General features: G+C 46.8%; 13 protein-coding genes. 7 read left to right on the top strand and 6 right to left on the bottom strand.

The window, feature by feature from the left end:
- Positions 1-140: 140 nt before the first annotated feature.
- From AB4114_RS11670 to urtA, 6 genes are all read right to left on the bottom strand, one after another.
- Positions 141-830: a response regulator transcription factor gene (locus AB4114_RS11670; protein WP_441988613.1), complete on the bottom strand. Its 690-nt coding sequence runs from the start codon at positions 828-830 to the stop codon at positions 141-143.
- 216 nt (positions 831-1,046) lie between these two features.
- Positions 1,047-1,742, bottom strand: coding sequence for an urea ABC transporter ATP-binding subunit UrtE (gene urtE / locus AB4114_RS11675; RefSeq protein ID WP_441988614.1), 696 nt, complete (start codon positions 1,740-1,742; stop codon positions 1,047-1,049).
- Positions 1,735-2,526, bottom strand: a complete 792-nt coding sequence (gene urtD, locus AB4114_RS11680) for an urea ABC transporter ATP-binding protein UrtD (RefSeq protein WP_441988615.1) — start codon at positions 2,524-2,526, stop codon at positions 1,735-1,737. Before urtD ends, urtE begins: the two co-directional genes overlap by 8 nt.
- Positions 2,527-2,561: 35 nt before the next feature.
- On the bottom strand, positions 2,562-3,653 hold the full coding sequence (gene urtC, locus AB4114_RS11685) for an urea ABC transporter permease subunit UrtC (RefSeq protein ID WP_441988616.1): 1,092 nt from the start codon (positions 3,651-3,653) through the stop codon (positions 2,562-2,564).
- Between the two features lie 22 nt (positions 3,654-3,675).
- Positions 3,676-4,581, bottom strand: coding sequence for an urea ABC transporter permease subunit UrtB (gene urtB / locus AB4114_RS11690; RefSeq protein ID WP_056613419.1), 906 nt, complete (start codon positions 4,579-4,581; stop codon positions 3,676-3,678).
- Between the two features lie 93 nt (positions 4,582-4,674).
- Positions 4,675-5,922: an urea ABC transporter substrate-binding protein gene (gene urtA, locus AB4114_RS11695; protein ID WP_246302581.1), complete on the bottom strand. Its 1,248-nt coding sequence runs from the start codon at positions 5,920-5,922 to the stop codon at positions 4,675-4,677.
- A 283-nt stretch (positions 5,923-6,205) separates the two neighbouring features.
- Between urtA and AB4114_RS11700 the strand changes: the two genes are divergently transcribed.
- From AB4114_RS11700 to cyoE, 7 genes are all read left to right on the top strand, one after another.
- Positions 6,206-6,508, top strand: a complete 303-nt coding sequence (locus AB4114_RS11700; protein WP_441988617.1) for an urease subunit gamma — start codon at positions 6,206-6,208, stop codon at positions 6,506-6,508.
- A gap of 23 nt (positions 6,509-6,531) precedes the next feature.
- On the top strand, positions 6,532-6,915 hold the full coding sequence (gene ureB / locus AB4114_RS11705; RefSeq protein ID WP_441988618.1) for an urease subunit beta: 384 nt from the start codon (positions 6,532-6,534) through the stop codon (positions 6,913-6,915).
- Complete coding sequence (ureC, locus tag AB4114_RS11710) at positions 6,896-8,611, top strand: urease subunit alpha (protein WP_441988619.1); 1,716 nt, start codon at positions 6,896-6,898, stop codon at positions 8,609-8,611. The genes ureB and ureC overlap by 20 nt, the downstream gene beginning before the upstream one ends.
- A 36-nt stretch (positions 8,612-8,647) precedes the next feature.
- A complete protein-coding gene (locus AB4114_RS11715) occupies positions 8,648-9,352 on the top strand; it encodes an urease accessory protein UreF (RefSeq protein WP_441988620.1) in 705 nt (234 codons plus the stop codon).
- Between the two features lie 36 nt (positions 9,353-9,388).
- Positions 9,389-10,048 (top strand): urease accessory protein UreG, encoded by a 660-nt coding sequence (gene ureG / locus AB4114_RS11720; RefSeq protein ID WP_441988621.1) that lies wholly within the window; start codon positions 9,389-9,391, stop codon positions 10,046-10,048.
- Complete coding sequence (locus AB4114_RS11725; RefSeq protein ID WP_441988622.1) at positions 10,041-10,895, top strand: urease accessory protein UreD; 855 nt, start codon at positions 10,041-10,043, stop codon at positions 10,893-10,895. Before ureG ends, AB4114_RS11725 begins: the two co-directional genes overlap by 8 nt.
- A 394-nt stretch (positions 10,896-11,289) precedes the next feature.
- Complete coding sequence (cyoE, locus tag AB4114_RS11730) at positions 11,290-12,267, top strand: heme o synthase (RefSeq protein ID WP_441988623.1); 978 nt, start codon at positions 11,290-11,292, stop codon at positions 12,265-12,267.
- Position 12,268: the final 1 nt, after the last annotated feature.

Here is a 12,268-nt window from a genome sequence, read left to right on the forward strand (position 1 = left end):
TCCATACGAAAGCTTCTTCATATAATGTGTTTGAACGATCGAAAAGGTCATTTTCCATAATCATCATATTGTGCTTCTGCCTATTTGGTGACGAATTTGTGGGCATTTTACAAAACAAAAAAGCTCCCGAAGGAGCTTTATCAAAGTAGAAATTTATAACCGACACCCCACACCGTCTTGACGTGCTTGGGTTCTTTAGGATCATCCTCGATTTTTTTGCGAAGGTTGGCGATATGTACATCGATTGCACGCTCAGTTACCTGGGAATCAAAGCCGCGAACACGATTTAACAGCTCTTCTCGACTGTAAACCCTGCCTTGATTTTGCCAGAAAAGCTTCATAATTTCGTATTCGGAGAAGGTTGTCTCAATACTTCTGCCACTAACATATAGGCAGCGCTTTTCCAAATCCAAGTGGATCCCTAGGGGATCAATCACGTCAGATGGCGATGGGACTTGTGAAGGATAGGCGTTGGAACGTCGAAATAAGGCTTGTATTCTGGCCGATAGCTCTCTCATCGAAAATGGTTTGCATAAATAGTCATCTGCACCTGTTTGAAGGCCCTTCACACGATCCGAAACTTCGTTCTTGGCCGATACCATCAAGATCGGTATGGATGAGGTCTGACGAATTGTTGTACACAGCTGAATCCCATCCATATCAGGTAACATAAGATCAAGAATAATCATATCTGGTTGAAAATCCCGGAATAAGACCTTGCCTTGTCGGCCGTTCTCTGCTCGTTTCACTTCATAGCCATCTTCGTATAAGTAAATGGACATCATTTCACCGATACTTAAATCGTCTTCGATGATTAAAATTTTGGACATACAGGTTCCCCTCCTTTTCCTTTAAAAGGTTAGGTGCTCGATATGCCTTCCCGCAATAATCGATCCTATCTATAAGACATGTTATCCTATCCATTTTGTGACGTCCAGTTTTAACTTATTTGTAAACAGAGAAAAGAAGCTGATGTTTACTTGAACCTTCAATCTTAGGTCAAGTGAGTCAGCTTCATTCCGTTAGGGGGAGAAGAAGGGGAACGATCATACGGTCAAATGCTTCCGGACGAGATCTTCGCTCAGATGCTCTGCTTTCCCTTCGGCAGCAATGGTGCCGCGGTCAAGTACATAGTAGTAATCAGCGATGCTAGTAGCAAACTCTAAACTTTGCTCTACCAATAGAACGGCAATTTCTCGATTGCGCTTAATCGTTTCAATAATGGCCTCAATCTCCATGACGATAGATGGCTGTATCCCCTCCATAGGTTCATCTAGGAGCAGCAGTTTAGGTCCAGGAGCCAATGCCCGTGCGATAGCTAATTGCTGCTGCTGGCCGCCACTGAGGTCCCCTCCTTTGCGATGGAGCATTTGTCGAAGTACAGGAAACGTATCGAAGATCGTATCGGGTAATTTCTTGCGACGATCGAATGAGGCTTCTAAGCCTAATAAAAGATTCTCCTCTACCGATAGCTGGGGAAATATTTCCCTGCCCTGTGGTACATAACCAATGCCTGACTTGGCACGGCGGTCTGGTGAAGATGAAGTGATGTCTGTATCCGAGTACTGAATGGAACCCGATCGGGGCTTAATGAGTCCCATAATACTCTTCATTAAAGTTGATTTTCCAACCCCATTGCGCCCCATTAGACAAACGATCTGACCGGGTCTTACTTCGAGGTTGACGTTACGGATGACCATACTTTCGCCATAGCCGGACTCTATACCTTGTAGTTTAAGCACCGCGTTCAACTCTCCTTCCGAGGTAGACTTCCGCCACTTTATCGTCATTCTGAATCTCTTGCATGGTGCCTTCGCGCAGGACAGTTCCTTCATGGAGAACCGTTACCATTCTAGCGAATTGGCGTACGAAAGCCATGTCGTGCTCAACGACGATAATAGTTTGATTGGCTGCAATTTCATGGAGCAGTTCACCCGTCTTCTCTGTTTCACTATCTGTCATGCCAGCGGCAGGCTCGTCGAGCAGCAAGAGATCAGGCTCTTGCATGAGAAGCATCCCGATTTCAAGCCACTGCTTCTCCCCATGGGAGAGGGAACCCGCATGTTCTTTGGCTTTACTTTGCAGACCGATCATTTCAAGCCTGAGGTGAAGTCGTTCTCTTTGTTCACTTGTGGTTTTGGCCCAAAGCGCGCTGAGAAGGCCGCGCTGCTGCTTCATGGATAGTGCCAAATTTTCAAACACTGTCAATGTCGAGAAAACGGTAGGCGCCTGGAATTTGCGTCCAATCCCTAGTTGGGCAATTTGGTGCTCTTGGTGCTTGGTGAGATCAATCGAATCCTTGAATAAGACGTGGCCTTGCGAAGGCTTTACTTTGCCGCAAATGACATCAAGGAGTGTTGTTTTGCCCGCACCATTAGGCCCGATAAGGAAGCGGAGTTCACCTTGTTTTAACGAGAAATCTAGATTTCGCAAGGCTTTGAAACCGTCGAAGTTCACCTCAAGTCCCTTGACGCTCAGGATTGTCTCGTCAGTTGTCGGTTGTTGTTTCGCTAATTGTCCTAGCATTGAAATGTTCCMCTTTCCGATTTGCATAAGCGCGGTTAAGTTTCTATGACTTCTTGCGATGTAGAGATCTGCTTCTTCGGATGCTGATTTCTGTTTCTTTTCCAATTGGAGAAAAAGTGGGTCAATGTGCCGACGATTCCCTTCGGCAGTAAAAGGACCACGACGATGAACATGGCGCCGAGCATGATGGGCCACCAAGCCGGATAGGCTTCGCTAAAGGTTGTTTTAGCTGTATTCGTAACTAATGCTCCAAGAACAGCGCCGCCAATCGTTGATCGACCGCCAATGGCTACCCATAGCACCATTTCAATAGATGGCACGATGCCCATTTGCGCAGGGGAGATGATCCCTTCTTGAAGTACGAAGAGTACGCCAGCAAGCCCAGCTAACCCCGCGGAGAGGCAGTAGATGAATACCTTATACGTTACGGGATTATAGCCAATGAAGCGCACCCGATTCTCACCATCACGAATGGCAGTAAGAATATTGCCGAGTCGGCTAGTCACGAGCATAGTGCTAAGGATCAGCACGAGTAGTACGACAGCTAAGGTGAGATAGAAAAACAGCAGCTTGGTTGATTGCAACTGTAGATTCAGACCAAGAAAGGTCGTGAAATTCGTCAAACCATTCGTCCCGCCCGTATACCCTTGCTGCCCAACGAAGAGTGTCACCGTAATGATGACTAAAGCTTGGGATAAAATCGAGAAGAATGCACCTTTAATCCGATTGCGAAACGTAAAATAACCAAGGATGAAGGCGACGATCATCGGTACAATGAGCGCCAATAGGAATGCGGCCGCGGCACTGTGGAACGGCATCCAGAACCACGGCAAGCTTTTGACACCACTCCAGGACATGAAATCAGGCAATTGATTTGGCGTGGAAGCCAGCTTCAGGTGCATAGCCATACAATAAGCGCCGAGACCGAAATATACGCCATGACCAAGGCTCAAGATGCCTGTATATCCCCAGATTAAATCAATTCCGATCGCGATAATGGCATAAGCCAGGAATTTGCCGAGTAAGGATAAACGAAAGTCAGACAAGAATAGGGGGGCAAGCGCGATGAGTAGTAGACAGATCCCATAGATGGTTAGTTTGAGCTTAGATTGTTTGGCAAAAAGCATAGATAGTAGTCACATCCTTTCTTCAATCTAAGGATCTCGAACGCATCGTTACAAGTCCCATTGGTTTCCATTGTAGGAAGGCGATGATCAGTGTAAACACAAGTACTTTACCGAGTGTAGCGCTGGTTGTATATTCCAAAGCCGTATTGAATACCCCGATTCCTAATGCACCAGCTACGGTGCCGATTAGCTTGCCGATTCCGCCAAGTACGACGACCATGAAGGCATCTACAATATAATAGGTCCCAATTGTGGGCCCGATCGGTCCAAGTAAGGATAGGGCACAACCGGCGATACCTGCCATAGCGGAGCCAAAAGCGAAGGATTGGGCATCAACTCTACGCGTAGATATTCCTAAACACGAAGCCATTTGGCGATTTTGCATAACCGCTCTCATTCGTCTTCCGCCAGCAGAGTGATAGAGATAGAGATAGATAATCAAGATGCATAATGCCACAAGCCCAATGATAAAGAGTCTCTTATATGGAAGAATTAAGTCTGCCGTTACGTGCCATCCGCCTTCTAGCCATTGTGGTGCTTTCACAGCGACGTTGGGAGCGCCAAAGATGGATCGCGCAATTTGCTGTAAGGCAAGGGAGACGCCCCAGGTAGCGAGTAGGCTATCCAACGGTCTGCCGTACATGAAGCGAATGAGCACAACTTCGAGCAGCCAGCCTATGGCGAAAGCAACGACAAAGGCAACGCCGAGTGAAACGACGAAATACCAGCCGAATGCAGAAGCGGGCATATACGATTGAAACCATTTCTGTACGAGGTAAGCCATATAAGCACCGATCATAATAAATTCGCCATGCGCCATATTCATAACGTTCATGAGACCAAAGGTAATGGCGAGACCGATTGCGATCAAAAGCAGAATGGAGCTTAAGCTGAGTCCGTTAAATATTTGAAGCAGTAGCAAACTCATGGCGACCTCTCCTTTCTCAGATGCGGGAGTAAAATGATGAAATCCAGGACTGCGGTTAGGCAGTCCTGGTTTCTGAGTACCAACTTGTAAGTATTATTTCGTTACTTCTGCGCCCCAAGGGTATGTTTTGAGGAATGGATCCGGTTTGAGTGCTTTGCCGGAATTCCAAATTTCTTTGATTTGGCCATCAGCTGTAATTTGACCGATACGTGCTGTTTTGTAAATATGTTGATTCTCACCATCAATGGTGACTTTACCTTCAGGTGAATTCCACTCGATTCCTTTGGCTGCTGCTTTTACTTTCTCTACGTCAAAGGAACCTGCTTTCTTCACAGCTTCAGCCCACAGATACACAGCTGTGTACCCAGCTTCAATTGGATCATCTGTTACGCGGTCCTTACCGTATTTGGCTTTGTAAGCATCAACGAATTTTTTGTTTTCAGGTGTATCTGTTGTTTGATAGTAGTTCCATGCTGTGTAGTGACCGTCGAGAACGGAAGCACCGATACCACGCACTTCTTCTTCGGCAATACTCACGGACATGGTTGTTAAATCTTTTGCCGAAATTCCAGCATCTTTCAGCTGCTTGAAGAAAGCAACGTTGCTATCGCCGTTCAATGTGTTGAAGACAACGTCTGGTTTTTCCTTTTTAATCTTACTAATGATTGTATTGTAGTCTGTGTGTCCAAGCGGTGTGTATTCTTCAGCAACCAGTGTTCCGCCATCCGCTTTCAACTGCTCTTTAATAATTTTGTTGGCTGTTCTTGGGAAGACGTAGTCGGAACCAAGGAGGAAAAATTTCTTGCCTTTGTTTTGCAGGAGCCATGTGACTGCGGGGATGATTTGTTGGTTCGTTGTTGCGCCGACGTAGAAGATGTTAGGTGAGGATTCTACGCCTTCATACTGTACCGGGTACCAAAGTAATCCTTTGTTTTGCTCGACAACCGGTAGTACGGCTTTACGGCTAGCTGATGTCCAACAACCGAAAATTGTTACTACGCTGTCTTTTTGCAGGAGCTTCTTTGTCTTCTCTGCAAAAGTTGGCCAATCCGATGCCCCATCTTCGATCACGGGTTTAATCTTTTTGCCCAATAGTCCCCCAGCTGCATTAATTTCATCAATCGCCATGAGCTCAGCATCTCGAACAGATACCTCACTGATGGACATTGTACCTGTTAGTGAGTGAAGAATTCCCACTGGTACGGTATCGCCAGATGTTGAAGCCACAGGTGCAGTCGTCGTAGAGGTGGTAGATTCTGTCTTCGCACAGCCGGCCGCTACTAACATCAAAGCCATACTTAGTGCAACTGTAAGCTTACCTTTGTTTCTTATCTCTCTCATTCACGTCCCACTCCCTTGCCTTACAAGATTTGGATTACATGGCTTATGATAAATGGCGATACAAGTTAATGTCAACATAGATAACATTGAAATACAGTTTTTTGGTAAAAATGCACAAAATCAAGCGAAAAACTTGTAAAAATCACATGAAAACGAAAAAATTGGTTCGAAAACACCGATTTAACGTCAATATACATAACATTGAAGATTTACAATCGATAAATACACGAATATAATGAGTGTAAAGGAATGCCATTATTCGGATTTAGAAGAGGTGAGAAACGTGCATTTAACGGAAAGAGAGAAAGAGAAGCTACTCATTACCGTAGCTGCTGACTTAGCTAGACGAAGGCTTGCCAGAGGCTTAAAGCTGAATTATCCAGAAAGTATTGCTCTGCTGACTTCCGAGATTATGGAAGGAGCAAGGGATGGCTTGACGGTCGCGCAGCTCATGGCATTCGGTACGACGATATTGAAGGCAGATCAAGTTATGGAAGGTGTGCCGCAAATGATTCACGAAGTGCAAGTGGAAGCCACGTTCCCCGATGGAACCAAATTAATTACGGTACATGAACCTATTACTTAATTACACATGAAAGGGGCGAGCACATGGTTCCCGGTGAATATCGAACAGCCAAAGGCTATATAGAAATGAATGTTGGCAGACAGACGATAGAAATCATCGTTACGAATACAGGAGATCGACCGGTTCAAGTGGGGTCGCATTTTCATTTTTTTGAAGTCAATCGAGGGTTGGATTTCTCAAGAGAGCTAGCCTTTGGCATGCGCCTAGACATTCCTGCAGGAACAGCAGTCCGTTTCGAGCCTGGTGAGCAGAAACCGGTTCAACTTGTCGAATTAGGTGGAGCCAAATTGAGTTATGGACTCAATAATTTGAGTCAAGGTTTAGCGGTAAAAGACAAAATGCCGACAGAAACGAAAGCAAGATGGCAGGCTTGGGAGGGGATGCACGGTGAGTCGAATAGATCGTAAGAACTATGCACTGATGTTTGGCCCTACAACAGGCGATGCCATTCGATTGGCAGACACAGAACTATGGGCACAAATTGAGCATGATTACACCGTATATGGGGATGAATGTAAATTTGGCGGCGGCAAGGTTATCCGTGACGGTATGGGACAATCCAGCGGCGCGACCCGTACACAGGGGGTTCTAGATACATTAATAACGAATGCTGTCATTATTGATCACTGGGGGATTGTCAAAGGTGATATCGGTATTCGTGATGGTCATATTGTTGGTATTGGCAAAGCTGGCAACCCGGATATTATGGATGGCGTACATCCGAATATGATCGTAGGTGCAAGCACCGAGGTTATTGCGGGTGAGGGTAAAATCGTAACGGCTGGCGGCATCGACGCGCATATCCATTTCATTTGTCCGCAGCAAATTGAAACTGCGCTTTCTTCAGGCATGACGACGATGATCGGCGGTGGTACAGGTCCAGCAACCGGAACGAATGCGACAACCTGCACGCCAGGCGCATGGCACATGCAGCGGATGTTGGAGGCAGCCGAAGCGTTTCCGATGAATCTGGGCTTTACCGGCAAAGGGAACTCTTCCTTCTTGGCGCCTCTGACGGAACAAATTGAAGCGGGCGCCATTGGCTTGAAGCTTCATGAGGATTGGGGAACGACGCCGGCAGCGATCGACATGTGTTTGGAAGCGGCAGATCGTTATGATGTGCAAGTGGCGATTCATACGGATACATTGAATGAAGCGGGATTTCTTGAGGACACGCTTGCAGCGATTAAAGGACGTACCATTCATACGTATCATACCGAGGGAGCTGGGGGCGGTCATGCACCGGATATTATCCGAGCGGCCGCAGAGCTGAATGTCCTGCCCTCCTCGACCAATCCGACACGTCCGTACACGATCAATACAATTGAAGAACATTTGGATATGTTGATGGTGTGCCATCACTTGGATAGTCGAATTMCGGAAGATGTCGCTTTCGCCGATTCTCGGATTCGCCCTGAGACGATTGCAGCGGAGGATATTCTGCATGACTTAGGCGTGTTCAGTATGCTGAGTTCCGACTCCCAGGCAATGGGGCGAGTGGGTGAGGTCATTATTCGAACGTGGCAAACCGCGGATAAAATGAAAAAACAGCGCGGACCGCTAGCTCCGGATACCGAAAGCAATGATAATTTTCGAATCAAACGCTACATGGCGAAGTATACAATAAATCCAGCGATTACCCACGGTATATCGCATCTTGTAGGGTCGATTGAACCAGGCAAATTCGCAGATTTGGTCGTTTGGAGTCCGATGTTTTTCGGTGTGAAGCCGGATCTCGTCCTTAAAGGCGGCAGCATTGCTTACGCCCAAATGGGAGATCCGAACGCATCCATCCCAACACCGCAGCCTGTCTTCGGTAGACCGATGTTCGCTGCATTTGGGAAAGCGTTGACGCAAAGCTCGATTACCTTCGTTTCTCAGGCAGCGTATGACAGCGGGATCGGGGAGCGATTCGGATTGCAGAAGCGGATTGAGCCGGTGAAAGGCTGCCGCAGCATTTCCAAGAAAGATATGATTCATAACGACGGAACTCCTTCTATAGAAGTGAATCCAGAAACCTACGAGGTGAAGGTTGATGGCGAAGCCGTAACCTGTGAGCCTGCGACAGAGCTGCCGATGGCGCAGTTATATTTCTTATTTTAAAAAGAAGAGAAGAAAGTCCCGATTGAGGTGACAACAATGACTGCGTTAGAACATCCACCGTTCCATTGGTTAGCTTATCAGCAACTGTTGGATTCGGCGCTTCCGATTGGCGGGTTTTCCCACTCTTTTGGATTGGAAACTCTCGTCCAGCAAGGGAGATTGACGACGATTGGGGAGCTTGAATCCTATATTCGTTCGATGCTTGCGGGCAGCTGGGCATCCTCGGATGCCATGGTCATTAAAGCGGCTTATCGGCACATCCCTCGAGGGGAGTTGGGGCAGCTTTGGGACCTCGACCATATGCTTCATGTGCAGCGGGTAGGGAGTGAGACGCGAAGCGGCGTTCAGAAAATGGGACGCAGATTACTCCAATTATCACGTTCGCTGTATCCGGAACTGAATTGGCAGCCGCTCGATGATGCGGTAAGTGCTGGGAAATGCAGCTCGAATCATCCTGTTGTTCATGGATGGGTGAGCTACCATTTAGGCGTTCCTCTTCATCAGGCTGCTGAAGGCTATCTATATACGTGTATCATGACATGTATTAATAGTGCGCTCAGGCTAATGTCCATTGGACAAACGCAAGGTCAGATGCTGCTTGCGAAGCTCGTTCCTTTGACGGGAAGTGAATGGCAGCGAGTTTCACATCTGGATCCAATGGAGGCTTTCACGAATTCACCAGCGGCTGATTTAGCTATGATGCAGCATGAAACGTTATATTCACGTTTATTTATGTCCTAGAAGGAAATCTAACTATATATCTGAGGAGGAATTACAATGTGTCAAGGAAATGGTCATCATCATCACGAATGGGAGAAGCCGGCAGCAGACCGTAGTCGCCCGATGCGAATTGGGATCGGAGGTCCTGTAGGTTCCGGTAAAACAGCGCTAGTAGAGCGCTTGGCAAGAAAGTTGAACGGACGCTATAGTATCGCAGTTATCACGAATGACATTTATACTAAGGAAGATGCACGTATTCTGATTAGTTCTGAGGCATTGCCAGAAGAGCGTATCATTGGGGTAGAGACAGGTGGATGTCCGCATACGGCGATCCGTGAGGATGCGTCGATGAATTTCGAAGCGATTGAAGAGCTGGAGAAACGATTTGAGAATCTCGATATTATTTTCATTGAGAGTGGCGGTGATAATTTGGCAGCTGCATTCAGTCCGGAGCTCGTGGATCGCTTCATCTATATTATTGATGTGGCTCAAGGGGAGAAAATCCCTCGTAAAGGCGGGCCAGGCATCATGCGTTCAGATATGCTGATCATTAACAAAATCGATCTTGCTCCTTATGTGGGCGCCAGATTAGAAGTAATGGATTCCGATACGAAAAAAATGCGCGGCGAGCGCCCGTATATCTTCTCAAACCTGATGGGTGGTACAGGGGTGGATGATATCGTGTCTTGGGTGGAGACGGAGTTCAGCCATGCCTAAGCTGACGGGGGAGATATCCGCACAATTTGCGGTGCGCAGCGGCTTCACACGGCTCGTACACAAATATCATGCCTCCCCGCTCAAAATCGCCAAAACGTTTCGTTACGAAAATGAAACGTGCATGGATGGTGCCGCCCCTATGGATCAGTTGGGCGTTTATATGATGGATTGCTCACCTGGGCTGATGGCCGGTGATCATTATGAAATTAACGTGCGCCTTGAAGAGGGCGCACGTGTTTTTCTAACGAACCAGTCGTTCACGAAGGTGCATCCTTCTCCGGGGGATCAAGGAAGCACGCAGCATCAAATACTTCGACTGGAAGCTGATGCGCTGCTCGAGTATATGCCGGAGCCGTTAATGCTCTATAAGGATGCTGATTTATTCGCTGAAACGGAAGCGCATCTATCGAGAGGATCAGCATTGATTTTCTCAGATGTCCTTTGTCCCGGTCGCACGCAGCGAGGGGAAATATTTCACTATACGAGGTATGTGAACAGGATGAAGGTCTGGTATGAGGGTCAGCTGATCTTCTATCAGAATCTGCGTGTTGAACCGGGGACGATGCAGCTGACTGCACCAGGTTGCTGGGAAGGTGAGACGCATATGGGAAATCTGTTTATCTTCTCAGACCGGCTTGGTCCACGCCACCTTGAAGTCATTGTGGACAAATTAAGTCAGCTGGAAAGCCATACGGTTCGAGTAGGAGCAAGTCTAACTTATAAATATGGACTTGTTGTGAACGTCATGGGAAGGCATGCCTGGGAGCTGCAAGATGTCTTGACGAAGGCATGGCATCAAATCCGCCGCAGCTTATTTGATTTAACGCCGTTGCTAATGAATAAATAGAAAGAGGAGGCAGGTTATGACCTGTCTCCTCTTTCTATTCATACCGGCTGCTGGTGGGGGAATATGTTTAAGGCTGAAGCTTATGGACACTATCCCATTGGCTCAGGATCGTTGCCGCTTGCTAACCTGAGCGAAGGGGATAGTGGCGTTAGATAGCTTTAAGGGAGCATAGATAGAGGCGTTAAGGTGTCCCAGAGGTTAATTCCACAATTTTTTCACATATTCCAAAATGGAATCGAATGGTAAGTGCATTTTCCACGCATACTGGAAGGGAGAATCGACAATATGATGACAACTGCCCGTGCTTCATTGTCAAATGATGTAGTGGTTGGTATGATGAGAATGTTCATTAAGATGTAGGATCGGAAATTTGATATAGAGGAGGTAAACGCACATGGATAATCAAGTCACTTACGAAAATGTTTCAACCGGCTCGTCCCAAGGGCAAGCTGGAACTGATGCCATAGATGCTAGCTCGACGAAAGGTGCAAATGGGCCTGTGACCTTGAAGGAATATTACCGACTGGTGAAACCGGGTATTATTTATTCCAATTTGATGACAGCATTCGCTGGATACTGGGTAGCGGCCAAGTGGGATGTTGACTGGCTCCATTTATTTATGACGATGCTAGGCACAGCACTTGTTATGGCTGGAGGTACGGTACTGAATAATTATTTGGACCGTGAGATGGATGCGAAGATGGAACGCACACAGAATAGAGCACTGCCAAGTGGACGGTTAAGCGCTAATTTTGTTCTTTGGTTCGGAATTATTCTTGGTACGATTGGATTAGGGGTTCTCTATTTAGGGGCGCATTCACCTTTAGCTACATTAATGGGTTTACTTGGATTGTTCTTTTATGTTTGGATCTATACAGCGTGGTTCAAAAGAACATCGGTATGGAGCACATTCGTAGGAGCGATCTCAGGAGCAGTACCACCTCTGATCGGTTATTGCGCGGTTAGCGGGAATATTGATTTGGGAGCGATCTTGGTTTTCTTGTTCTTATTCCTATGGCAGCCGCCGCATTTCTGGGCGCTTGGTATTCGCCGTATGGAAGAGTATCGTGCAGCGGGCTTCCCGTTATTGCCGGTAGTCAGAGGAACTTTTGTAACGAAAATTAGTATGGTTCGTTATGTCGTTCTATTAGTACCTGTTACAGTAATGTTAACGGCATATGGTTATGTAGGGACGATCTTCCTAATCGTATCGACAATTCTTGGATTAACGTGGGTTTTCATGAGTGTCAAAGGATTCAAAGCAAATGGGGAAGCAGAAATTGTATGGGCAAAGCGCATGTTCTTGTTCTCCCTTTTATATTTAACGCTGTTATCGATCTTGATGGTTATTGATACGACAGCGAAAATTTAGT

It is taken from the genome of Paenibacillus sp. 2RAB27 (assembly GCF_052115445.1).
Taxonomy (GTDB): domain Bacteria; phylum Bacillota; class Bacilli; order Paenibacillales; family NBRC-103111; genus Paenibacillus_E.

Bases quoted from the DNA above. Each gene is read 5' to 3' on its own strand.
- ureG (WP_441988621.1), top strand. From the start codon at position 9,389: ATGTGTCAAGGAAATGGTCATCATCATCACGAATGGGAGAAGCCGGCA.
- AB4114_RS11715 (WP_441988620.1), top strand. From the start codon at position 8,648: ATGACTGCGTTAGAACATCCACCGTTCCATTGGTTAGCTTATCAGCAA.
- AB4114_RS11725 (WP_441988622.1), top strand. From the start codon at position 10,041: ATGCCTAAGCTGACGGGGGAGATATCCGCACAATTTGCGGTGCGCAGC.
- AB4114_RS11670 (WP_441988613.1), bottom strand. From the start codon at position 830: ATGTCCAAAATTTTAATCATCGAAGACGATTTAAGTATCGGTGAAATG.
- ureB (WP_441988618.1), top strand. From the start codon at position 6,532: ATGGTTCCCGGTGAATATCGAACAGCCAAAGGCTATATAGAAATGAAT.
- urtA (WP_246302581.1), bottom strand. From the start codon at position 5,922: ATGAGAGAGATAAGAAACAAAGGTAAGCTTACAGTTGCACTAAGTATG.
- urtD (WP_441988615.1), bottom strand. From the start codon at position 2,526: ATGCTAGGACAATTAGCGAAACAACAACCGACAACTGACGAGACAATC.
- cyoE (WP_441988623.1), top strand. From the start codon at position 11,290: ATGGATAATCAAGTCACTTACGAAAATGTTTCAACCGGCTCGTCCCAA.
- urtC (WP_441988616.1), bottom strand. From the start codon at position 3,653: ATGCTTTTTGCCAAACAATCTAAGCTCAAACTAACCATCTATGGGATC.
- urtB (WP_056613419.1), bottom strand. From the start codon at position 4,581: ATGAGTTTGCTACTGCTTCAAATATTTAACGGACTCAGCTTAAGCTCC.